This window comes from Capsulimonas corticalis, from assembly GCF_003574315.2.
In the GTDB taxonomy this organism is placed as follows: domain Bacteria; phylum Armatimonadota; class Armatimonadia; order Armatimonadales; family Capsulimonadaceae; genus Capsulimonas; species Capsulimonas corticalis.
In genome coordinates, this window is the sequence record NZ_AP025739.1 from 2154821 (window position 1) to 2178672 (window position 23852).

Annotated in this window: 19 protein-coding genes and 1 riboswitch; of the genes, 12 read left to right on the plus strand and 7 right to left on the minus strand. The window is 61.6% G+C overall.

The window, feature by feature from the left end; translation table 11 throughout:
- The first annotated feature begins 22 nt into the window (after positions 1-22).
- From D5261_RS09200 to D5261_RS09230, 7 genes are all read left to right on the plus strand, one after another.
- On the plus strand, positions 23-412 hold the full coding sequence (locus D5261_RS09200; RefSeq protein WP_119324163.1) for a BlaI/MecI/CopY family transcriptional regulator: 390 nt from the start codon (positions 23-25) through the stop codon (positions 410-412).
- Positions 413-2845 (plus strand): M56 family metallopeptidase, encoded by a 2433-nt coding sequence (locus tag D5261_RS09205; RefSeq protein ID WP_119324162.1) that lies wholly within the window; start codon positions 413-415, stop codon positions 2843-2845. It begins immediately after the preceding gene.
- A 176-nt stretch (positions 2846-3021) separates the two neighbouring features.
- Entirely contained in the window at positions 3022-3795 is a 774-nt protein-coding gene (locus tag D5261_RS09210) for a sulfite exporter TauE/SafE family protein (RefSeq protein ID WP_119324161.1), read from the plus strand.
- A 6-nt stretch (positions 3796-3801) separates the two neighbouring features.
- On the plus strand, positions 3802-4362 hold the full coding sequence (locus D5261_RS09215) for a hypothetical protein (protein WP_119324160.1): 561 nt from the start codon (positions 3802-3804) through the stop codon (positions 4360-4362).
- A 152-nt stretch (positions 4363-4514) separates the two neighbouring features.
- Positions 4515-5549, plus strand: a complete 1035-nt coding sequence (locus tag D5261_RS09220) for an SDR family NAD(P)-dependent oxidoreductase (RefSeq protein WP_119324159.1) — start codon at positions 4515-4517, stop codon at positions 5547-5549.
- 223 nt (positions 5550-5772) lie between these two features.
- Complete coding sequence (locus D5261_RS09225; protein WP_301002457.1) at positions 5773-7248, plus strand: IS4 family transposase; 1476 nt, start codon at positions 5773-5775, stop codon at positions 7246-7248.
- Positions 7249-7353: 105 nt separating this feature from the next.
- Positions 7354-8568 carry an integrase core domain-containing protein gene (locus D5261_RS09230; protein ID WP_165864696.1) on the plus strand — a complete coding sequence of 405 codons (1215 nt, stop codon included), beginning with the start codon at positions 7354-7356 and terminating at the stop codon, positions 8566-8568.
- A 282-nt stretch (positions 8569-8850) separates the two neighbouring features.
- Here D5261_RS09230 and D5261_RS09235 read toward each other — a convergent pair whose 3' ends face one another.
- Both D5261_RS09235 and D5261_RS09240 read right to left on the minus strand, forming a co-directional pair.
- The gene (locus D5261_RS09235; protein WP_119325244.1) at positions 8851-9837 is read right to left on the minus strand and encodes an NAD-dependent epimerase/dehydratase family protein; all 987 of its coding nucleotides are present in this window, start codon (positions 9835-9837) and stop codon (positions 8851-8853) included.
- Between the two features lie 153 nt (positions 9838-9990).
- Entirely contained in the window at positions 9991-10293 is a 303-nt protein-coding gene (locus D5261_RS09240; protein WP_119325245.1) for a hypothetical protein, read from the minus strand.
- 357 nt (positions 10294-10650) lie between these two features.
- Here D5261_RS09240 and D5261_RS09245 point away from each other — a divergent pair, with 357 nt between their 5' ends.
- The 3 genes from D5261_RS09245 to D5261_RS09255 all read left to right on the plus strand — a co-directional run bounded on the left by D5261_RS09245 (position 10651) and on the right by D5261_RS09255 (position 16911).
- On the plus strand, positions 10651-14253 hold the full coding sequence (locus D5261_RS09245) for a choice-of-anchor tandem repeat GloVer-containing protein (protein WP_119325246.1): 3603 nt from the start codon (positions 10651-10653) through the stop codon (positions 14251-14253).
- Positions 14254-14345: 92 nt separating this feature from the next.
- Positions 14346-14444: riboswitch (cyclic di-GMP riboswitch) on the minus strand.
- A 179-nt stretch (positions 14445-14623) separates the two neighbouring features.
- A complete protein-coding gene (locus D5261_RS09250) occupies positions 14624-15223 on the plus strand; it encodes an RNA polymerase sigma factor (RefSeq protein ID WP_165864697.1) in 600 nt (199 codons plus the stop codon).
- Positions 15220-16911, plus strand: coding sequence for a hypothetical protein (locus D5261_RS09255; RefSeq protein WP_119325248.1), 1692 nt, complete (start codon positions 15220-15222; stop codon positions 16909-16911). Before D5261_RS09250 ends, D5261_RS09255 begins: the two co-directional genes overlap by 4 nt.
- Positions 16912-17047: 136 nt before the next feature.
- On the opposite strand, the gene tnpA is transcribed toward D5261_RS09255, so the two are convergent.
- Positions 17048-17506, minus strand: coding sequence for an IS200/IS605 family transposase (gene tnpA / locus D5261_RS09260; RefSeq protein WP_119325249.1), 459 nt, complete (start codon positions 17504-17506; stop codon positions 17048-17050).
- Between the two features lie 126 nt (positions 17507-17632).
- Positions 17633-18490: an aldo/keto reductase gene (locus D5261_RS09265; protein WP_119325250.1), complete on the minus strand. Its 858-nt coding sequence runs from the start codon at positions 18488-18490 to the stop codon at positions 17633-17635.
- Positions 18491-18606: 116 nt separating this feature from the next.
- Here D5261_RS09265 and larE point away from each other — a divergent pair, with 116 nt between their 5' ends.
- Positions 18607-19512 (plus strand): ATP-dependent sacrificial sulfur transferase LarE, encoded by a 906-nt coding sequence (gene larE / locus D5261_RS09270; RefSeq protein ID WP_218025800.1) that lies wholly within the window; start codon positions 18607-18609, stop codon positions 19510-19512.
- Complete coding sequence (larB, locus tag D5261_RS09275) at positions 19502-20254, plus strand: nickel pincer cofactor biosynthesis protein LarB (protein ID WP_119325251.1); 753 nt, start codon at positions 19502-19504, stop codon at positions 20252-20254. Before larE ends, larB begins: the two co-directional genes overlap by 11 nt.
- Before the next feature lie 21 nt (positions 20255-20275).
- On the opposite strand, the gene D5261_RS09280 is transcribed toward larB, so the two are convergent.
- From D5261_RS09280 to D5261_RS09290, 3 genes are all read right to left on the minus strand, one after another.
- Positions 20276-21400: a hypothetical protein gene (locus tag D5261_RS09280; RefSeq protein WP_174721506.1), complete on the minus strand. Its 1125-nt coding sequence runs from the start codon at positions 21398-21400 to the stop codon at positions 20276-20278.
- Positions 21401-21617: 217 nt separating this feature from the next.
- A complete protein-coding gene (locus tag D5261_RS09285) occupies positions 21618-22673 on the minus strand; it encodes a hypothetical protein (RefSeq protein ID WP_119325254.1) in 1056 nt (351 codons plus the stop codon).
- Between the two features lie 45 nt (positions 22674-22718).
- A complete protein-coding gene (locus D5261_RS09290; protein WP_119325255.1) occupies positions 22719-23801 on the minus strand; it encodes a hypothetical protein in 1083 nt (360 codons plus the stop codon).
- Positions 23802-23852 lie beyond the last annotated feature (51 nt).

A 23852-nucleotide genomic window follows, 5' to 3' on the forward strand; every position in this document is an offset into this window, starting at 1 on the left:
TGGGGTACGGAGGCAGAGTTTTATGCAGAAATCTGGACCGCGTTTAGGGAAAATGGAGCTGAGGATCATGCAGGAGCTGTGGAGCCAGCCGGAGCTGACCGCGCGTCAGATGACCGCGCGGCTGTCTCGGCTTGCTCCGACCGCGCACAGCACCGTGCAGACGATGCTGCGCAAGATGGAGGCGAAGGGGCTGGTTACGCACGAAGACCGCGAGGGGACGTTTGTCTTCACCGCGCTTTATCGGCAGTCGGAAGTCAGCGGGGCGCTGGCGACCGATATTTTGGACCGGGTATTTCACGGCTCCATCTCCAGCCTCGTGTCGCATCTGCTTTCGGAGGGGCGCACGTCGCCGGATGAGCTGCGGCGTCTGCGCGCGCTCGTCGACGCGCTGCCGGAAGAGGAGCGGTCTTAAATGGAGCGCTTCGAGCTGTGCCGGCATTTCCTGGAACTGGGGATCGGAGTCCTGATCCAAAGCACCTGTTTGATCGTTCTGGGGCTTATCGCGGGGCGGCTGCTGCGCCGGCGCGGCCCGTTTTTCGAGCTGGCGGCGTACCGGGCCACGCTGGCCTGTGTGGTTGTCAGCGCGCTGATGGCGGCGTCGATGGCCGGCCGCGTTCAGCCGCTTTGGAGCGTCTCGATCGCCGCGCCGCCGCCTGCTGCGGTGATGTCAACGGCGCTCCCCAATATTGCCAAAGCATCACCTCGGATTCGGCGGCGCTCCCATGTTGGCGTCGCCGCGCCGGTTTCGCCTCTCGCTGAAATAGGCGCGCCGTCTTCTCCATCCAAACTGCCTGGGCTTTACGCTGCTCTCACCGCTGTCTGGCTGTTGGGCGTGGCCGTTCATCTTCTGTGGCTTTTCGTCTGCGGGATCACGCTGCGCCGGTTTATGGCGCGGGGGGAGCGCGTGACATCTGGGCCGGTCGCGCTGCTGCTCGCGGAAATCGCCGAGCGGACAGGAGCGCAAACGCCGAATCTTATTCTTCATCCCGACGTGCGCAGCCCGTTTCTGGCGGGCGCGCTGCGTCCGACGGTTGTCATGCCGGACGACGCCGTGGAGCGTTACGGAGAGGCGGGGGCGCGCGCCGTGCTGGCGCATGAACTTTCCCATTTTCTTCAGCGCGACTGCGCCTGGAACCTCGGATTTCGTCTGGCGGCCGCGCTGCTCTGGCCGCAGGCGCTCCTGCTGGCGCTGCACCGCCGCTGGCAGGAAGCAGCGGAGTATGCTTGCGACCAGTGGGTGCTGGCGCACGCCTGCCCGCCGCGCTCCTACGCCGACTGTCTGCTGAGTATCGCGGAAAACCGGTCCGTATCCCGGTCGCAGCGCGTGCTGGCCATCGGCGTCACCCCGTTCCGATCCATGATTGGTAAACGCCTCGCCCGTATCGTCGATTGGAGCGGCGGTCAGCTGCGAATGCTGTCCCGCGCCGGACGGATCATGGTCGGCGGCGTCGCCTTCGTCGCCGCCGGAGGCGTGCTCTTTCTCGTATCCGCCAACGCTGGCGCGCGGCCGGCCGCCAAAACCGCGCATCGTTTGATTGCATCCGCACATATCGTCCGCACGGAAAAACCACTGTCTGGAGGACCTGTCATGCTCAAGAAACATACGGCGATGTCTGCGCTGATCGCCCTGGCGAGCGGCGCCGTACATGTCAGTCTGCCGGCTGCCGCCGCGCCGATTCCAGCCAAGCCGGCGGCGCCCATAAAGCTGATCTCCGCAAGCGTCGCGCCGACAATCGCCGCCATTCCGCACTCCAGTCCGGCTGTCACAAGACCGGCAAGCACGATTCCAGCGCGGAACGCCGTTACTGCGACTCCAGAGGTTGCGCTCGTACAGCCGGCTCCGGCAAATCCCGATGCCGCCGCCACGTCGTCATCGCCGAGCGCCGTCAGTCTCAATTTCACCGATGCGCCCGTGAAAGATGTGCTCAAGCAGCTGTTCACGCAGACAGGGTTGAACTATGTGATTGGTCCCGAGGTGACGGGGACAATCACTGTGCGTCTTTCCAGTGTGTCGCCGGAAGACGCGTTGCGGACAATCTTGAAAACCAGCAGGCCAGCTTTGAGTTATGAGCTCGCGAGCGGCATTTACCATATTCGCCTTAAAGACTCGGAAGCGTCCATGGCCCAGCTGCAGACTGTGGAAGAAGCGGTCGCCCAGCAGCAGCGCCGACACTATAAACTGCCAATCGATTATTGTGACGCTTCGGAACTTCTCAAGTCGCTCGTCAGCGCTGAGGCTAACGGACAGGGAGTCGCGCCGGCGTATTATGCGCGCGTGTCCGCGGCGCCTAACGAGAACGCGTTGCTGGCCGATACGACGCCCATGGAATATGAGAAACTGCGCGACGCCGTGCGCATTCTCGATGTCGAGCCGAGCCGCTGTCAGGTGCATGTGCAGATCGTGGAGGCGTCCCGTGATGCGCTTGCTCGTCTGGGAATCGATCCCCAGACGCTGACAAACGCGAAAGAAGATTCGCCGGATCTTAAAGGTCAGGCGCTGCTGGACGCGGTCCAGCATGGAAAGCTGCCGACACTGGCGTCTCCCACGGTCGTCACGGTGAGCGGCGTCAGCGCCGTCGTGACGGTGAAAAGGGCCGCCTCGTCGATTGCCATGACGGCGACGCCTTCCGTGCGCCCGAACAATGACATCCATCTCACGCTGAGCCTGGAAATTACCAACGGCGATCAGTCGCAGTCGCTGAAGCTGTCCAATCTGCTCTTTGACAGCGCGCCCACGTTCTGCGGGACCATTCCCGACCCTGCTCACCCAGATCGCTCCCTGCTGGTGTTCGCCACGGCGGCAAGCGTTCTCACGAAACGCTCCGGAATTCTGGGAACGCCATAACGGCGCCCAGTCTGGTTCCGTTCGGGGCGGCATGAATAATCATGCCGCCCTGTTTTGGGATTCTCAGGAACCAAATTTCATTTGCCACTATTGTGATAGTAATTAGTCGTTCCGTGGTATGATAGAAGTCGCGGCGTTCACCCTACAAAGACGAGGCGCCGTGGTTTGAGCGAAACATGAATTATCACAATGCAGTGGCCGGACTTTGTGTCGGTTTGATTGTCGGCGCGACCGGAATGGGCGGAGCGTCGCTGATGGCGCCGATTCTGATCTACCTGTTCCATTTCAAGGCGAAGTACGCCATTGGTTCGGACCTGGCTTATGCGGCCATCGCCAAGATCTTTGGCTCGTGGCAGCAGAAGCGGGCGGGCAATGTCAATCTCAAATTAGTTTTTCAGATGTCGCTGGGCAGTATCCCATCGTCGCTGCTGGGCGTTTGGGCGCTGCACACGATCGACAAGCGCAGCGGCGGCGAGGCCGAGCGCCTGATCACGCATATTCTCGGCGCCGTGCTGGTGCTGGTGGCGGTAGTCGTGCTGTCGCGCTCCATGCCGCGCGTCGAGGCGTGGTTTGAGCGCCGGCGCGGCCGCGAGGTCCACCATGGTTTCTTCTGGGCGGTCCTGGTCGGAGCCATCGGCGGATTCCTCGTCGGTCTGACCTCGGTCGGCGCCGGCACGCTGTTCGGAGTCGCGCTGATCTTTATCTTCGGCTTGGGCGCACGCGAAGTTGTCGGGACGGATATCTACCATGGCTGCCTGCTCTCGGCGGCGGCGGCGCTGGGGCATGTTTGGGCGGGGGATGTCGATTACGGCCTCGTCGCCAGCCTTCTGATCGGCGCGATCCCCGGCGTCCTGCTCGGCGGCATGCTTTCCTCTCGCTTGCCGGAGCGCGCCCTGCGCCCAACGCTCGGAACGGTCCTGCTGCTGTCCGGCCTCAAGATCCTCTCGTAATCTCTTATGTCCATCGAAAATCGACTGCTTCACCGGCCCGGCGGCGCGCTGGCGTTTTATCCCAGCCCCGTCGGCCAGATCGCCATTCTGGCCCTGGCCGTTCTGATGGTCGGCGTCACTCCCGGCATGCTCTTCCCGCACGGCCGCCCGACAACCGATCCCGTGGACACCCTGCTCGCTCTATTCGGTATCTTCGGCGGCCTTTATCTGGCGGGCCTCTCCGGCCCACAGCGTCTCACGATCCAAACCCAAGATCGCACGTATCGTTACTCCGACTACCGAAAACTCCCACTGACCCGGTTCGCGAACGCCGTTTCGCCCCCACGCATCCCCTTTCTCCTCGACCGGCGCGAAGGCGCCCTCGACGCCGACGCCCAGGGCGTCGCCCTCCGAACGCTCAAAGGCAACAAGCCCGGCGCCGTCTACTGCTGGATCTTATTGATTTGGAAAGACGAATCACGCCTTCCCGTCCTCCTGGCCTTCACCCGAAAGTCCGAAGACGCCCAAACGCTCCTGTCCGAGACCACCGAGCTCCTCAATCTCCCCATCGTCGAAAAGCAGTTCTGACTTTTGTCCCCAAACTCTAAAACCTCTCCCGTGGCTTGCGGATTTTCTGGCATGGTTGACGCACCGCTTGCCTGGGCACAATTCTATCAGAGCGTCCGACATGTCACGCCTCGCGTGTGATTGGGCGCAAAATAGGATTTGAGGCGAACACGATGGACAAACGAACACGCTCGATACTTGCGGTCGCTGGCGGCGCGGCGGTCGCGCTCGCGGCGGGACAGGCGGTGCGATCGGCGCGGGCTTACGATCTGAAGGGCAAGGTCGTGCTGGTGACGGGCGGCTCGCGCGGTCTGGGTTATGTGCTGTGCCGGGAGCTTGCGCGGCGCGGCGCTCTGGTGGCGGCGTGCGCGCGAGATGGCGAGGAGCTGAAGGCGGCGGAACGGAAGCTGGCGGCGGAGGGCGTGACACTCTTCACGGTTTCCTGCGATGTGAAGCATGAAAGCGAAGTGAACGATCTGATCGAGATCGTCACCCAGCGCTTCGGGCGCATTGATGTCCTGGTGAACAACGCGGGGGTGATCGAGGTGTCTCCCGAGGAAGACCTGACGCTGGACGATTACCGTGAGGCGATCGATACGCACTTCTGGGGACCGCTCTATGGCATGCAGGCGGTGCTGCCGCAGATGAAGGCGCGCGGCGAGGGGCGAATCGTCAACATCTCGTCCGTCGGCGGTAAGATCCCCGTTCCGCATCTGGCGCCGTATTCGGCGAGTAAGTTCGCGCTGGTGGGCCTCTCCGGATCGCTGCGCGCGGAGCTGATGGAGGACGGCGTGGTCGTCACGACCGTCTGCCCCGGCCTGATGCGCACCGGCAGCCCGGACAACGCGATCTTCAAGGGACAAAATGCGAAAGAGTACGCCTGGTTCAGCATCGGCGATTCGCTGCCGGGCCTGACGATCAGCGCCGAAACCGCCGCGAATCAGATCATCGACGCGCTGCGCCACGGCAAGGCGGAAGCCGTGCTCTCACTGCCCGCCCAGATCGGCGCGAAACTGTACGGCCTATCCCCCAACTTCCTCTCCATCGCCCTCCGAATCGCTGGCGCCGTCCTCCCTGAGCCGGGCGGCATCGGGACGGCGCGCGCCAAGGGAAGCGAAAGCCACTCACCGCTCGCGCCGTCGCCGATCACGGCGCTGACACAGGAAGCGGCGGCGGCGAATAACGAGAATGTAGCGGCGGCCCAGTGACCTAAACCCGGCGTTTCGCATTGCCATCCTCTGGTCCTACCTACCCCCGGCCTTCGCGCACTCCCCGGCAAACCCACCCTCGGCCTTCGGGCGTCCTCTCCGTGGCAAACCCACCCCGGCGCTTCGCGCCACCCCTCCCGCCGACGGCTAAGCTTGTATCACATCTTTTGGGTGTGTACGAAATTGACGCAGAATATGGGATCCTAATATCGGAGGAACAACGATGTTAGGATCCGGGTGGGCCGAAAACGAAATTCAGGGGACAAAGTTTGGCGATGAGCGCTTCCGCCGTGTCATGGGGGAGACACTGGAAGCAAAGTTTTCTCAACCCAACGTCAGCTTTTCCACGATGTGCGGCAATGCTTTGAGACAATCGGCGGGACGTCTATTACGCCACCCAGAAACCAATGCGACGGATCTCCTGGAGGGACACCGGCAAGCAACTCTGCAGCGATGCCTGGGAGAGAAAACCATTGTCGTAGCCCAGGACACCAGTTCCTACAATTATTCCACCCACTACGCCACCGAAGGGCTGGGGCCGATCAATGACTCGAAAAAGGCGATGGGCATTCATCAGCATTCCGCGCTGGCGATGACACCCGACAGACTTCCGCTGGGAGTGGTGGAGGCTCACTTTTGGGCGCGCCCCCTGGAGAAGCAAGCGGCGGCGCAGCGACGCAAAAAGCCCATTGAGGAGAAGGAAAGCCATCGCTGGCTGCGAACGGCGAAACATGTGGAGCAGCTCTTTGAACCCCACCTTCGCCAAGGAGGAGAGGTGGTCGTGGTCGCGGACCGGGAAGCGGATATCTTCGACCTGCTAGCACAAGAGCGTGCTTCGGGACTGGAACTGATTATCCGCGCCGCTCACCCCCGCACTGTTAAAGTGATGGATGGGGAGGTGATGGATGGGGAGGTGATGGATGGGGAGGTGATGGATGGGGAGGTGGTGGACCGTTCGGAGGGCGCCACGAAAGAACCGGCCTATTGTTCTCTTCTGGTAGCGGCTCAGCAGGGAAACGTCCTGGGCCACTATACGCTTCGTGTTCCTGGACGGACCCAGGCTCAAGATCGTGACGCCACGATGGAGATGCGCCATTGCCGTGTGGAGGTTCAGCCGCCCAAAGCCGGTGTGGGACATGAGGAGAAAGCCGTTCCGATCCAAGTGGTAAGCGCTCGGGAGATCGTCCCTGAGGGAGATCCCCATGCCCCTTTGGAATGGATCATGATCACCACTGTGAATGTGATCGATATGGCGTCGGCGCGGCGTGTCCTGGATCTTTATACGTGTCGTTGGGAGATTGAGCGATTTCATTTTACGCTCAAATCGGGCTGCCAAGCCGAGCGTCTTCAGATGGACGATCTAGATACTCTTTGCAATACGCTCTCGCTTTACCTGGTGGTTGCCTGGCGATTGTTATATGTGACGCATTTGGCGCGTGTGATGCCCGAAATCCGCGCCGACCAGATTATGGATACAACAGAGCTTGCCATTCTCAATCAGCAGAGCCGTACTCCGATCACGACAATTTCGCAGGTGGTGACGGCCATCGCGCAGCTTGGGGGCTTTGAGCCCTACAAAGGCGGCCCGCTACCTGGGGTAAAAGTGCTCTGGAATGGGCTCAGAAAGCTCGACTCCATGGCGGCTGGATGGAGGCTCGCCATGGAGTCGATCAGAACCCAAAATGTGATACAAGCTTAGCGCCGACGGGAGGGGTGGCGCGTGTGCAAACTAGGGACATCGTTTACACTTTAGACCAGCGACATCCTTTACACTTTGAGTATGCTTGGTTGGAGGTTTTCCACCTTGCCATTCAAAGAATCGTCTCCGACAGACCAACGTCTCGCTTTTCTTCAACTTCTGGAGGGCGGCATGTCTCATTCTGAGGCATGTCGCTACTTCGGGATCAGTCGGCCAACCGGCTATAAAATCCTCGGACGCTATCAGAAAGAAGGCGTTCAAGGATTACTCGATCAATCCCGCGCTCCTCACCACAGTCCACAAACAACATCGCAAACCGTCATCGATCAAATCCTCGAACTTAAGGCTAAACACCCATATTGGGGCCCCAAAAAGCTCAAAGCAGTTCATCAGACAAGGACAACAGGAATGGGGTGCGAACCCTGGCCTTCCCTGACTACCATCGGAACCATTCTCAAAACCAGAGGGCTTGTCAAATCCAGAACCCGACGGGGAAGCTGTCCAGCTATCAACACGCCACTCTCTGGATTAACCCAACCCCACTGTCCAAATCATGTCTGGTCCGTCGATTACAAAGGACATTTCTCGCTGGGTGATGGGAACATCTGCTATCCGCTGACCATGACGGATAACGAAACGCGATTTCTGCTGCGTTGCCAAGCATTGCCCGATGTTACATATGAGAGAGCTTGGCCCTATTTCGTGGGAGCTTTTCGCGAGTTTGGACTGCCACAAGTAATCCGCAGTGATAATGGCGCTCCATTTGCGGCCAATTCCATCACTGGCGTTAGCCGACTTTCTCTCAATTTACTTAAGCTTGGCATCCTACCAGAACGGATTGCGCCCGGCAAGCCCCAACAGAACGGTCGTCATGAGCGAATGCACCGGACACTTAAGGCAGAGACGACCATTCCTCCCAGGTATGAAATGAGTGCTCAGCAACGCCGCTTTGATGCTTGGCGTCAAGAGTACAACGAGATCCGTCCCCATGAAGGGATTGCCATGGCTACTCCCGCCAGTCTCTTTACTGTGTCTCCTCGGTGCTATCCCTCGCGTCCTCCCGAACTCGAATATCCCGGTGGAATGAAGGTGATGCGTGTGCGTCCCAACGGCTGCATTCGCTGGAAAGGGAATGAGCTTTATCTAGGCGAGGTCCTTTGCGGTGAGCCTGTGGGGATCGATCATTACGCTGCCCAATACCAAGCGATCTATGTCGGCCAACTCCCGATTGCCCTGATCATAGAAGAAACTGGGATACTGGCGTCTCGTACAAAAACACACGACCAATTGCGGCTTCTGCGTGTTCCGGCAAGCGACTAACAGGTTTTAGATACAGTCTTTATTTGAGTTCGTCTGCTTCAGAATGATAAGACTTCTGTGAGGTGATTGCGACTTGAGACTTCTCTTTCTCAAAATAAGCAATACACCTCACGGAGTGTAAAGGATGTCGCTGGTTTAAAGTGTAAACTATCTCCCGGTCATACACCGAAGGGCCGGGGGTGGGTTTGCCGGGTAGCGCGAAGGCCGGGGGTAGGTAGGACCAGAGGGGTGGCGCTACGGGAGCCCCTGAACCGCCGGTGTGGGGCACTCACGCGCCCGTCCCTAAACCCCCTCCTGCGCCTCAATCAGCCGGTCGATGCGCGCATCCAGCGCCTCGTCCACCACGCGGCGGGCCGGGTCGGCGTCGTACCAATCCATGACTTCCTGAGCGCCCCACGAGAGCGGGATGGTGGCGGCGAAGTCGGGGACAAGGCGCTTGACCTTTGTGTTGTCGAAGATTACGCTGTGCGTGCGGTCGCCGATATAGCCGTCTTTCCACTCGGGGAAGTTTTTGCCGATCGTCGCCGACGGGACATGGACGATGTCGGTTTTGGCGCCGGCGGCGTGGGCGAAGATCTCGTAGATCTGGTTCCAGGTGAGCGCCTCGTCGCTGGTGATATGAATGGCGTCGCCGATCGTTCGGGGGTTGCCGAGCAGTCCCAAAAATCCCTTCGCGAAATCTTTGTGATGCGTCATCACCCACAGCGACGTTCCGTCGCCATGGACCAGGGTCTTCTTTCCCCGACGCATTCGGTCGATCTCCGTGTAGCCGCCCATGAACGGGAGGCAGCGCTGATCGTAAGTGTGGGAGGGGCGGACGATGGTGGCGGGGAAGCCGTTCTCGCGATAAGCGCGTACGAGAAGCTCCTCGCAGGCGATCTTGTTGCGCGAGTACTCCCAGTAAGGGTTCGCGAGCACGGTGGATTCCGTGATTGGCTGGCTGGCGACCGGCTTCTGATAAGCGCTCGCCGAGCTGATAAAGACATACTGGCCGGTGCGTCCCGTAAACAGATCGACGCCGCCCTGGACATGGTCGGTGGAGAAGGCGATCCAGTCGACGACGGAGTCAAAGTTCAGGCCCTGGATCGCGGAGCGCACTGATTCGGGATCGCGGATGTCTCCCTTGAGGACGCGCGCGCCTTCGGGAACCGGCCGCGAGCTTTGCCCGCGATTGAGCAGATAGAGCTCGACGCCGCGCTCGACCGCGAGCTGTGAGCAGGCCGAGCTGATGATTCCGGTGCCGCCGATGAACAAAACTTTTTGAGGCATGGTGATGCTTTCTCACTGGGAGCCGTATTTTTTTGCCGGCGGCCTCGTCAGGCGCGCCGGCATGGTCTAATACGGCGACAGACTCGTTAAGTCCTTCGCGCATCGGCTTATCAGACCGATAACTCTTTCGATTCACGGAATCGATCCCCGCCATTATTGCGCGGCGACGGGCTTTCGGCCCAGAGCCGCCACCAGGACGCCGGTCGCCGCCGCGACGAACGCCATCGGCGGCCACGCTCTGGCCCAGTCAACGCCCTCGCTCCCAGCGGGCGGCGCGAACAGAAATCCATACTGCACCAGCGGCTGCGGTTGGGGCGCCGGCGCGCCGACCAGTCCCGCGAACTGCGATTTCAGAAACTCGCCCAGGTTCGGCGTCATCGCAAAGGGCGGAAACAAAAGCAGCGCCCCCAAGATCGCCACCCCCGCGCATAACACTCCCAGCTGTCTTCCGTTCATTGGATTCTTCTCCTCGCCCGTTTGATCGTCGTCCGAGAAAATAGACACGGCGCGCGGGATTTAGTTGCGTTGGCGAAGAAACAGGAAATCGCCGATGGGGCGGAGAATTTTAAAGTCTGTTCGGTATTAAGAGTCTATATAATATTGACTTTTAGAACATTTGTTTGGTATAATGTTTCTGTTGTTCGGCCTCGTGTTTCACCTCGTTTGTCCTTCCCCGCAAGACCCATGCCTCGGCGCTGGGAGTTTTTCGGCCGCCGCCAAAGACGGCGCCGCGCTGCTCCCTCGCGATGGGTGTTCAGTTCGAAATCGCCAACTGCTGTCACTCTTTCTGACTGAAGGGTTTGAGGATCTCTCATGAACAATGCTGTTGTTTTACGACGGAACGGCCTCGCCATGACGGCGTGGTCTCTCGCCGCCGTGCTGGCGTCCGCGCATTGCGCGAACGCCCAGCGCGCGCGGATCTTTTCTCGGCAGGCGCCGGCGGTCAGCGCCATGGCGCTGGGCCGTCTCGCGGCGTCCGCTCCGGTGCGGCTGACGTTTACGCTGCCGCTGCGAAACGAAGCGGAGCTCGACGCGTATCTGAAGCGGATCGCCGATCCCAAAGATCCGCTCTACGGGCGCTATCTGTCCCCGCAGGAGTTTCTGGAGCAGTATGGCCCCACGCAAGCCGATTATGACGCCGTCGCGGCTTACGCCGCCGGACAGGGATTTACGGTGCTAAAGCGTCACGCGAATCGCCTCGTACTCGATGTCGCGGCCCCGTCCGCGACGGTGGAGCGCGCCTTTTCCGTTCGGCTTTTGCAGTATCGCGATCGCGCCGGCGCGGCGTTCCATGCGCCCGATGCGGCGCCGGCGGTCCCGGCCGCCGTGGCGGCGCGGCTCTCCGGAGTTGTCGGCCTGAATAGCCAGCGCGTGCTGACGCCGCAGGCGCAGCCGCTGCGAAACGGCGTTGCTTCGATCGGACGCAATAATCAGATCGGCACGGGGCCGTATAACGGCTTGGCGCCGGCGGACATCAAGGCCGCGTACAATCTGACATCCATCGCGGCGAACGGCGCAGGCCAGACGCTGGGGCTGTTCGAGCTGGACGGTTACAACGCTTCGGATGTGCAGGCTTACGAGACGTACTTCGGCCTGCCCTTTGTCCCGCTGCAAAACGTCCTGATCGACGGCTTCAGCGGCGCGGCGGGCGGAAACGCGGACGAGGTCACGCTGGATATCGAACTCCAGGCGGCGATCGCTCCTTCGGCGTCCAAAATCGTCGTTTACGAAGGACCGAACTCCTCTTACGGTCTGGTCGATACGTTCAACCAGATGGCGGTCGACAACCAGGCCAAGTCCATCAGCGTCTCCTGGGGATCGTCGGAACAGTTCGTCTCCGGCGACGAGATCGGCGCGGAGAACGCGATCTTCAAGCAGATGGCCGCGCAGGGGCAGTCGGTCTATGTCGCCTCGGGTGATCGGGGCGCGCAGGACTGGGGGCAGGGGCCGACCGTCTACGACCCGGCCTCACAGCCGTTTGTGGTGTCGGTCGGCGGCACGACGCTTTCGACGGCCGGCGCGGGCGGCGCCTGGCTCAATGAGAACACCTGGAATAACGGAAACGGCAACGCCACCGGCGGCGGCGTCAGCAAGGTTTGGGCGATCCCATCCTGGCAAAGCGGCGCGGGATCCACGGCGGGCATGACATCGACGACGAATCGCAACGTGCCCGACGTCGCGCTGGACGCCGATCCGTATACCGGCTACGCGATCTTTTACAACGGCGCCTGGAATCTCTACGGCGGCACGAGCTGCGCCGCGCCGGTCTGGGCCGCATTTAATGCGCTGGTGAATCAGCAGCGCGCGTCGGCGGGGAAGACGCCGCTTGGCTTCGCCGCTCCCGCGATCTACACGGCCGCGCGGGGCGCGAACGGCGGGATCGACTTCCATGACATTGCGGACGGCGTCACGAACGAGCTGTATCCCGCCGTCGCCGGTTACGACAATGTGACGGGGTGGGGAAGCCTGAACGGCGTGAACCTGTTTCACGATCTCTCCGGAGCGGCGGCGTACACGCCGCCCTCGACGACGACCGTGACGTCCTCTCCCCTGGCCGACGCCAATGTCCACGACGGCTCCTACGCCAAAAACAACTTTGGCTCGCAGACAGCGCTGCATGTGCAGACCTCTGCCAAGGCCGGCTCCAATGAGATCGCATATCTCAAGTTCGATCTGACGGCGCTGCCCGCCACGATTTCTTCGGCGACGCTTCGCCTGTACGGCTCCAATCCAACCAGCGGGTACAGCGGCGCCGCGACGGCGTCCGGTGTCTCGAACAACTCCTGGACCGAAAGCGGCGTAACCTGGAACAACCGGCCGGCGGTCGGCTCGGCGCTGAGCTCCGCGACCGTCACGCACACGGCCGCCTGGACACAGTGGGATGTGACCTCGTTTGTCCAGGCGCAAAAGGCGGCGGGCCAGACGCAGGTTAGCCTTGCGGTGACGATGGGTAGTTCGGCGGCCAATGCGGACGCGTTCAACTCTCGGGAAAGCGCGTCGAACAAGCCGCAGCTCGTCGTGACCAGCGCCGCGCCTCCGCTGGCGCCGTTCAGCGTGACGGCGTATCCGCATAACGCCAGCATCACGGTGAACTGGATCGGCTCGGGGGACGCGACCAGCTTCTCCGTTTACCGGGCGACCAGCGCGTCGGGACCCTATTCGCTGCTCAGCGCGTCCGTCGTCGGGTCTCCCTATCAGGACGCCTCCGCCGTCAACGGCGTCCCATACTGGTATTACGTGAAGGCCGCGAACTCGGTCGGCTCCAGCGCGGCGTCGAGCGCCGTCACCGAGACCGCGTCGATCGATGCGGTGGGAGACGCCACCTTCGTACAGTCCGGCTCGCTGCTTTACGCCTACAGCGGCGGCGGCGCTTACCAGGCGGCTTCCCTGATCTCCGTGGACTCCCTGGGCAGCGAGGCGCTGCGGCAGTCGTACATGTACACGGCGGGATACGGCTCGTTCGCGGCGCCGATCGCCGATCTGAGCGGCAATCTGTATGTGGCCGGGCAGAACGGCGGCCCGCTCACCGACGGCGGCCTGGGAACGGTGCTGAAGATCGACTCGGCATATAATCCCACCGTCCTGCACGCCTTTGAGAACTTCGCGCCAGACCAGACCAATACGACCGGAGCGTTCCCTTCCTGCGCGTTGGCTCAGGCGGCGGACGGCTCTCTCTACGGAACGGCGATCATGGGCGGCGCGTACGGCGCGGGCACGCTGTATCGCGTGGGGCTGGACGGAAGCTATGTGAAGCTCCACGACTTCAATGCTCCCACCGATGGCGGATCGCCGTATGCGGGCGTGACGCTTGGTCCCGACGGCAATTACTACGGGGTCGCCTGGAACCGGGGACCGTCCGGCGCGGGAACGCTTTACTCGATCACTCCCGCCGGCGTCTTCCGGGTCGTACATGCCTTCACCGGATCTGAGGGAAGCTATCCCCGCACGCAGCTGGTCATTGGACCGGATGGATACTTCTACGGCGCTTGCGGCGCCGGCGGCGCGAACGGGACGGGCACGGTCTACAAGGCCGACTTGTCAGGCAATATCACCGTGCTGCATAACTTCGGCCCGATGGACAATAAGTATCGCGGGCCGGACGGAGTCGATCCGGACGGCGAGATCGCCGTCGGCTCCGATGGGACGATCTACGGCTCCACGATCCTGGGCGGACCGAACGGCACCGGAACGATCTACAAGATCGACTCCGCCGGAAACGAAACGCTGCTGCATGTCTTCAGCGCCGACACATACGGAACCAACACTGACGGCGCCTACAACTGGACCGGCCTGATGCGCGCCGCCGACGGCAACCTCTACGGCGTCAACTACCGGGGCGGAAAGTACAGCTACGGCGTGGCGTACCAGTGCACGCCGGCCGGCGTGTTCCGCACGCTCCATAGCTTCCACTTCTAGTTCTCCGGCGCGCGGCCCGGACTCGTACAAAACGCCCGGCCTCCATCCATGGAGGCCGGGCGTTTTGCAATATATATAAACGCACTCGCACTTTCGGAAACGTGGCGGCCATGCCGGCCTTCCTAAAGGAAGCTCGGTTTAGGTCCATCGCTTTGCGTCCTCCCCTTTCAGAGAGTTTGCCTTTGTCGAGTAACGATTGGTGGGTTACGTGATATTATTATAGGCGTTTCGCGGAAATTACTCCCCCCAAATTTTGCCGGGTTTCATGATTGCCTTTGATTATTTGCTCCTTGCGCGATAGTTTTCCTTGTCTTCCGCGAACTAACCTTGGAAGTGAATGCTGAGGTATCTTGAGAGAGGGAGAATTTTGATGGACTGGTTGACCCTCAGCCGCGGGGCGCCGCTGCGGACGGCGCGGCGCGGCGCCGAAAGATCCGTGGTTCCGACGGCGCATGAGCTTTATACATGTCACCTTGACGCCGTGTATGGATATGTCGTGCGGCGTGTTCCGCATCGCCAGGACGCGGAGGATATTACGGGAGACGTTTTTGCGGCGGCGCTGCTGGCGCTGCCGAAGTTTCGGGGCGGATGCCGCCCAGTCGTCTGGCTGATCGGCATCGCCCGCCGCAAGATCGCCGATTCCCAGCGCGGCGTAAATCGGCGCCGCGAGACGCTGGAAACGGACATCCCCGCCGAGCTTGCCGAATGGGCCGGCTCGGTCAGCGGTCCGGAGTGCGCGGCGCAGCGCGCCGAGGCGGTGGCGGAGATACGGCGGCTAGTTCTGGCGCTGAAAGCCGACCAGCAGGAAGCGCTGTTGCTGCAATACGTCGATGGACTCACGATCGCCGAGATTGGATATGTGATGAAGCGCACGCCGGCCGCCGTAAACGGTCTCTTGCAGCGCGCCCGCCAGGCGGTTTTTCAGAATGGGCGGGCTTACTTTCACGAGGAACAGGAGGCGGCCCAATGACCACCCCGCAAGAACAGCGCTTGCAGTCATTTCTGTCCGATGCGTTCCCGGCGGCTCCGGCGCCCGATGCGCTGAAAGCGCGAGTCGCGGCGCTGGCCGCGCAACGCGAGCGCCGCGACTCCCGAGATTCTTCTCGAGCCCGGCGCCTGAGACTTGGCTTCGCCGGCGCCGCGTTCTGCGCCGCCGTGGCGGCCATTGTGTCGATCCAGCCCCAATGGAGCGCCGCGCAGGCGCTGCGGCGCATGGACGCCGCTATGGCCGGAGCGCGCAGCTGTCAGTCGACGTTCTGGATCAGCCGTCCCGACGGGACGCCCTACGATAAAGGCCGCACATGGAGCCAGGATGGAAAGTGGAGAAACGAAAGCCTTCTGCGAACGCCAGAAATAGAGATCTACGCCAATGGCCGCGTTTGGCGATATCATCGCTCCGAGAATATCGTACGCGTTCGGAAGGCGGACGGCCCGGCGGAGCATAACGCCAGTGGTTTCACGATCCAATCCATGACGCATGATTACGCGCTGATGGGCCTTCATGAGACGATCCGCCTGGGCTCGAAATCCACGGTCGCGGGCCGGCCTGTGCACACTGTATTTCTCGAAACGGACCGCGCCGATCAGCCTGAGCGACAGGAATTCCTGGTGGACACCGCCACCGATCTGCCGGTTTCCGAGTGCCTTTATGTGAAGCAAAACGAGAAATGGATCCTTTGCGGCGCGGGGACAATGGTGTATAACCAGACCCTCCCCGCGTCCCTCTTCACCCCTGTATTCCCGACGGGGACTCGCGTTCTCGACGTGGACCAAAGCCGTGAAGAGTTGAGACGGCGCCTGGCGAAGGGAATCGAGACCAAAACCGTGGCCGACCGGAAGATCGTCATTCGCGACCTCCAGGTCAACAAGAACGGGGATGTCTTTCTGCTCTACAGCGCCGGCAAACACCCCGGCGATCTGTTTCAATGCCACAACCGTTACGCGGGCCGCGATTGGAAGATAGCGCTGACGGACGATCGGGGAGTGCGTTACTTGCCGCAGGGGTATCTGGGGCCGCTGGACGATCCGAATGCGGAACATCGGGAGATGTTCGTGTATGACGCAGAGCGACTGGAGGGGGATTGGTGGATCCCGGAGACGCCGCAAGCGCCCTGGAAGCCGCGCCGATTCACCCTGACCTTCCATGTCAATTCCGTCAACCTGCACGGCGGCGAAAATAGTCCGAAGAAAACGGCGGATTACGCCGCGACCACCTCGTTCACGCTCGCGGCGGCGCGGCCTGAGGTCCAGGGCCTCCCGGAATATTTCACGGATCTTTCGCTGAACGACATCTCCGTGGATAGCGCGGAGTCCCAGGCGCGGCTGCGGAACGCCTGGGATCGCGCTTATACTGAGGCGGACGACGCCGAGCATCGCGCGCACGACTATCCCAGAGCGCTGGCGAAGTATCAGCAGGCAATCGTGCTGCAAGCGCAATTGGAGCGCTCCGAAGGCCGCAGTTATGGAACGAACAGTTGGATGTGGCTCGGAGTCTACCGCGTTCAATCCGCAATGCATCATCGCCCCGAAGCGCTCGCCGCCCTGCGCCACGCCGAAGAAGAGGCGTTGCGCGGGGCGGAAGCGATGAACTCCGATCCCGCTAAAGACTATCAAGTGAAGCGGGTGCGGGCGCTGATGAAGCAGGAGGGGATTGCGTAAATCGAGAGAACGAAGGCGCGGGCTGTGAAGCCCGCGCCGAATGTGTATTCAAGCCCGGATTACAAATCCACGTTTTTCACGTGCGATTTCAAGATTTCCCGGTTATGAAACCCGGGCCTGGGAGCGGCAAGAGCCGCTAACCGTCCGTGCCGGACGGAGGAGAAGATGTGGACGGTGGGGTGGTGATTTCTACGGAGGGCCAGAGTGTCTTTTGTTCGTGGTGCTGCTTTTGGTTTTTGATGTAATTGATGACTTTATCGCACTGTGTTTGGCTGAAGCTGAAGGCTCCGTAGCCTTCTTGCCAGCCAAAGAACTCGCCCTCATAAAGCTGATCCCTGGCGAATGCGGACGATACGCCTTTCACTTGCTGCATGAGCTTCGCCATACTCAGCGGCGTAGGCAGTGTTACGGCCAAATGGACGTGATCGGGCATTCCGCCTGTCGCCAGCACATTGCAGCCAAGGCGTATGCTTTCCGCTTCAATGCATCGGAACAGCGCATCCTCTTTGTCCGGGGTAATCAGTGGATAACGCAAATACGTGCCCCAAACCAAATGTAGATAGACATGTATCGAATTGCGCGGCTCCTGCGGCATAGTCCCGTCTCCGTGAAAATTCTTTCTTCCGTCCGGCACGGACGGTTAGCGGCTCTTGCCGCTCCCAGGCCCGGGTTTCATAACCGGGAGATCATGTTATGCACAGTTATTCGCCGCGCGTCCCGCTCACGCCGCGACCGTGAACAGCGGCGTTTCGGATTGCGCCATCTTTTGCACGTCGGCGCGTTCGTCATCCGTCAACGGGGTGAAGGCGTCGGCGATGTCGAGGGCCATTCGGAAGAGGCGGATGTCGCCGGGCGGGATGGCGGCGGTGATGGGCAGGGAGAGGCAGTAGCGCAGGGCTTTGGCGGCTTCGGTGCGGTCGGCGAGGGGTTCGTACCAGGGTTTGGGGTATTCGCTGCGATTGGGATCGCCGTCGCGCCAGGGGCCGCGCGCCATGCCTTTGAGCGCGAGGCGGGCGACGCCTCGGCGCTGGGCTTCTTCGAGCACCTGGGGGCCGAAACCGGCCTTCTCAAAGGTGACAAAGTTGAAGGGGAACAGAATACTGTCGAAGTCGAATTGGCCCATCAGGGACAGCGCCGCTTCGACGCTGTGGGCGCTGAAGCCGAGGCGGCGGACTTTGCCCTCCTCGCGCGCCTTGACGAACGTCTCCATCGCGCCGCCGGGAGCGAACACCTGCTGGACATCTTCGGCCGATGTCATGGCGTGCAGCTGATACAGATCGAAGTGATCGGTCTGGAGCTTGCGCAGCGACTCTTCCAGTTCCTCGCGCGCGCCGGCGGCGTCCCGCTTGCCGGTCTTGCAGGCGAGGAAGACATCGTCGCGGTACGGCGCCAGCGCCGGCCCGAGCATCTCCTCGGCGTTGCCGTAGGAAGGCGCGATATCGAAGTAGTTGACGCCGCGATCGATCGCTTCGCCGACGTATCTCGCCGCCTCATCGGTTGTGACATCCGTCACGATGATGGCTCCGAAGCCCAGAATGCTGAGGTTCCAGCCGGTCTGTCCAAACGGTCGTCGTTCCATAGTGCTCTCCTCGCCGATCTATCGGCTGTGGTCGATGCCCTATTGTACCCAGATGTTTTTCACAGTGCGAGTGCGGGTAAACTATCGACGCAAAGCGTTCCGAAGGGCCCACGAAATTGCCGACACTTACCCGTTTTTTACCAGTCAATCAGGAGCCCGGCTCCGCCGCGATTCCCATCGAACAAAAGTATGACGCCCTGCGCGCGCTGCTGCGCGGGCTTGGCTCGGTCGTGGTCGGCTTTAGCGGCGGCGCGGACAGCGCGCTGCTCATGAAGGCGGCGTACGACGAGCTGGGCGAAAAGGCGCTGGCGGTGATCGCGCTCTCCGAATCCTACGCGCGGCGCGAGCGCGATGAGGCGCTGGCGCTCGCGGCGCAGATCGGCGTCCCCGTGCTGACGGTGGAGGCGCGGGAGCTGGACAACGAAGACTACGCCTCCAACCCGTCCAACCGGTGCTACTTCTGCAAAACCGAGCTCTTTACGCATCTGGCGAAGGTCGCCAAAGAACACCAAATCCCGTGGATCGCCTACGGCGCGAACCACGACGATCTGGGCGATTATCGGCCCGGACAGCAGGCGGCGAGTGAGTTTGGCGTCCGCGCTCCGCTGCTGGAAGTGGGGCTGACCAAGGCGGAAATCCGGCATATCTCCAAACAACTGGGGCTTTCGACCTGGGATAAGCCCGCGATGGCCTGCCTGTCCTCGCGATTTCCCTATGGCGTGCGTATTACCGCTGAGCTGCTCGCGCGTTTAGATGCGGCCGAGGACTATCTGCGCCACGATCTGGGCTTCCGGCAGATCCGGGTTCGGCACCATGACACGATCGCCCGTCTGGAAGTGGATGTCGCCGAGATGCATCGCCTGCTGGACCCCCTCTTGCGCGAAGAGATCAGCGAGCGTCTCAAGTCGCTCGGTTACACGTATGTGGCGGTGGAACTGGGCGGGTACAAGAGCGGCAGCTTGAACGCAACGCTGAAGACGGCGGCGCTCTCGGCGCCAAACGGAGCGGCGAATGGACACTGAACGCCTCGCCGAGATGCTCCGGCAAGTGCAGGGCGGCGATCTGAGCATTGAAGCCGCGCTCAGCGCGCTGCAATCCCTGCCCTACGAATCCGTGGGCGACTTCGCCCGGCTCGACCACCACCGCGCCATTCGGACGGGGATGTCCGAAGTCATCTATTGCCCCGGAAAAAGCGTGGATCAAACGGCCCAGATCGCCCTGCGTCTGTACGAGCGCACCGGGCGCGTCCTCGCCACCCGCGCGGCTCCCGAGCAGTTCGACGCCGTACGCGCGCTGATTCCCAGCGCCGTTTTCCATACGCTGGCGCGTTTGATCAGCGTGGGGGAATTCCCGGCGCCAAAGAACCCGGACCGTTACGTCGCCGTCCTGACGGCGGGAACGGCGGATACTCCCGTTGGGGAAGAAGCGGCGCTCACATTGGAGTGGCAGGGAACGCGCGTCGAGCGGCTGTACGATGTGGGAGTGGCGGGGCTGCATCGCTTATTGGATCAACTGCCGATCGTCCAGGGCGCGGACGCCCTGGTCGTGGCGGCGGGAATGGAAGGGGCGCTGGTCAGCGTCGTCGCGGGCCTGGTTTCGCGCCCCGTGGTCGCCGTGCCGACCAGTGTCGGCTACGGCGCGGCGTTCGGCGGAGTGGCCGCCTTGCTGACGATGCTCAACTCCTGCGCCGGCGGGGTCGCCGTCGTCAATATTGACAACGGCTTCGGCGCCGCCTGTTACGCGCATCGGATCGTGAATGTTTGACGAGCGGTCCTGGCGTGTTTTCTAGTAGTGGAAGTTCCCAGGGCCATATTGAAGCAGATTATATGCGCCGGCGCTCCACTCCCACTCGCGGTTGCTGAATATCCCCAGGCCGCCGCTGATGGTGGCTCCGTCCCCCATTACCCAGTTTCCGCCGCCGCCGCTGATTGCGGAAACATGACCGTCACTATAATTACCGTCGCCGCCCGCAACAGTCGCGGATTCTCCTGCGGCGTAGTTTTGCTCCCCTCCGCTCACTGAAGATTGGACGCCGGTGGTTAAGTTAAGCCAGCCGCCGCTGATCGATGACATTTTGCCGTCCGCTTCGTTCTGGTGGCCGCCGCTGACGGATGAGCTGTCGCCCACAGTCTTATTGTAAAGACCGCCGCTGACGGAAGAATTGGCTCCGGCGGAGGTGTTGCCATAACCGCCGCTCACGGTTGAAAAATCTCCGCTGGTGGTGTTGTACTGGCCCCCCAGAATTGAGGACCAGTGCCCATTGAGGTTGTTGTCCATGCCGCTGACGATGCCGCCAATGCTGGAGTAGTTCTGGAAGTCGCCGACGATAATATTGTGCGAACCGGTCCGGATGTTTTTATTGGCCGGGCCGTACTCATTGCGCATCTGGTTGTAGCCGACGATGAGATTTCCCAGTCCATTGACGTTTTGCCCGTTCGTGGTGTAGGGACTATTCGGCAGGCCGTTCGTGGCTCCCAGCCCATTAACGATGTGCAGGTTGCCGGTGATCGTCAGATCCTTGAAATTGACCGACATCAAGCCGAGAATCTGCTGCTGCGCCGGCGTCAGTCCAACGCCGGATCCCGCGGCGCCCGTCGCTCCCTTGGGACCCTGCGGTCCGACCGGACCGATCACTCCTTGCGGACCCTGCGGTCCCGCCGGGCCTTGCGGCCCTGGGGTGGGATGCGTTTTGATATAATTGAGCGATGTGTTCAGTCCCACGATCGTGGTCTGCTGTGCGGCGACGGTGTTTTGCAGCGTCGTGACGGCGCCTTGCAGCGCCGTCACCTTCGCCGTAAGGTCGGAGAGAGCGTCGGCGTGGCTCGGGACGCCGGCGGCCAGCAGCAGTGCGGCGGCGGCGCAGAATTTGAGCGTGGCGGTGGAGCGATTGGTTTTGGGTGTCGCGTTCATGATATCTTTCCTTAAGCTGTGGTCATTGTTTGCTGAAGGGAGAATATCATTCGAGGGTGAGAGACACGTGAGAAAGCCGTGATAACTCAGTGATTATTCCGTGACTTCCGGAACGACTGCGCCAGCCGACTCAGCAGGCCGCTGCTCTCTCCGATGGCGGTGAGGGAGCAGCGGCCTGTGGGGTCAAGTTACGCGGGGCGATTCGGTCCGTATTCGTTTATGGGTAGTGGATATCTCCAGAGCCGGCGCCGACGGCGCCGTTGTATCCGCCGGCGCTCCAGCTCCAGTCATAATGGTCGTAAATTCCCATGCCTCCGCTGATGACGGATTTCACTCCGGTTTCGTAGTTGTCTTCCCCGCCGGTGATGACGGAATCGACGCCGTTGGCCTGATTGAAGTATCCGCCGGTGACGCTGGACGCCTCTCCCGCTGCGTAATTCGCTTCGCCGCCGCTCACGGAGGATTCGACGCCGAACGCTCGGTTGTTTGCGCCGCCGCCGACGGTGGAGAGATTCGCCCGTGTGTAATTGGCGTGGCCTCCGGCGATTGCGGACCAATCTCCCTGAGCGGTATTGTTAAGACCGCCGCCGACGGACGAACTGACTCCGGTGGTGAGATTGCCGGCGCCTCCGCCGATCGAAGAGAAGGGGGCCTTGACGGTGTTATTTTGCCCGCCGGTAATCGCCGACCACGGGCTGGCGAGTGTGTTGAACATGCCGTCGACGATTCCGCCGATGCTCGAATAGTTCTGGAAGTCGCCCAGAATGATATTGTGCGAGCCGGTGCGGATATTCTTGCCGGCGTCGCCATAGTTGTTGCGTGGCTGATTGTATCCGACGATCAAGTTTCCCAGACCATTGACGTTCTGCGCGACCGTACTGTAGGGGCTATTGGGCAGGCCGTTGGTGGCGCCCAGACCATTGACGATATGCAGGTTGCCGGTCAGGGTCAGGTCTTTCCCATTGACCGTCAGCAGATCGAAGATCGCCTGCTGGCTGGCCGTCAGGGAGGCGGCGGGGCCGACTGCTCCCGGGGGGCCTTTGGGACCTTGCGGTCCCGCCGGTCCCTGGGGCGCGGGGTGCGCCCTGATCTCATTCAGCGCCGCCGTGAGCGCTGTAATGGCGGCTTGCTGCGACCTCGTCAAATTTTCCAGCTTGGCGAGTCGGTCCGCCATATCCGGAGCCGCTGAGGCATATCCCGGCGCGCCTGCCGCCAGCAGTGCGGCGGCGCAAATGGTCATCGCGGCAATCGATCGGCTTTTTGTGAATTTCATCGTCATTTTCCCCGTGAGTTATGGAGCGACATTGGATGCCGGCGCTCAATAAGATTGGAACTCCCCGAGGTTGCGGAGACCTTCAAAGTCTCCGCCGGCGCTCCAGTGCTTGGTTTGGGTGTTGTAAATTCCGGCGCCGCCGCTGATCACGGAGTAATCCCCGTCTTCATAGTTGTTGTATCCTCCGCTCACCGTGGATCTCTGAGCAGAGGTTTGATTGGCGTAACCGCCGCTAATGCTGGAGGACTCGCCCACCGTGAAGTTTTGTTCTCCGCCGCTGATGGTTGAGTGGACGCCGCACGCGTAGTTATAGAGACCGCCGCCGACCGAGGATAGCTGTGAGTACGCATTGTTTTTATGCCCGCCGGCCACTGTCGCCCAATCGCCTTTCGATGTGTTGAGCAGGCCGCCGGCGACGGTTGCGTTGATCCCAAGGGTGGTGTTGGTGTCCCCGCCGCCGATGGATGAAAAGGCTCCCACGGTGTGATTGTTCTGGCCGCCAAGGATGGAGGACCAGGGGCCGTCCTGGGTATTGAATATTCCGCTGACGATGCCGCCGAAGCCGGTGTAGTTTTCCATATCGCCGATGATCAGGTTGTGCGAACCGGTGCGCTTGTTCGCGCTGCCTGCGCCCCCATTGCTCCGCGACAGGTTGTAGCCGATGATCAGATTTCCCAGGCCGTTCGTGGCCGTGATTCCGGTGGAGTACGGATTTTTCGGCATCCCGTTAGTCGCTCCCATGCCGTTGATGATGTGCAGGTTGCCGGTCAGCGTCAGATCGCTTCCTGTGATGGAGAGCAGATTGAAGATCGACTGCTGAGTGGGGGTGAGCGCGGAGTTCGCGCCTTTCGGTCCGACGGGGCCTTGCGGTCCGGCGGGTCCCTGAGGGCCCGGCGTCGGATGAGCCTTCAGATAATTCACCGCCGCCGTCAGCGTCACAATGGCGCTTGCCTGAGTGTTGATGGTGTTCTGCTGAGTGACGGCGGTGCTTTCCAGCTGAGCGACTCGGGCGGTGAGGTCCGAGAGCGCGTCGGCGTGGCCTGGCGCGCCGGCGGCCAGCAGCAGTGCGGCGGCGGCGCAGAATTTGAGCGTGGCGGCGGAGCGATTGGTTTTGGGTGTCGCGTTCATGATATCTTTCCTTAAGCTGTGATCATTGTTTGCTGAAGGGAGAATATTGAA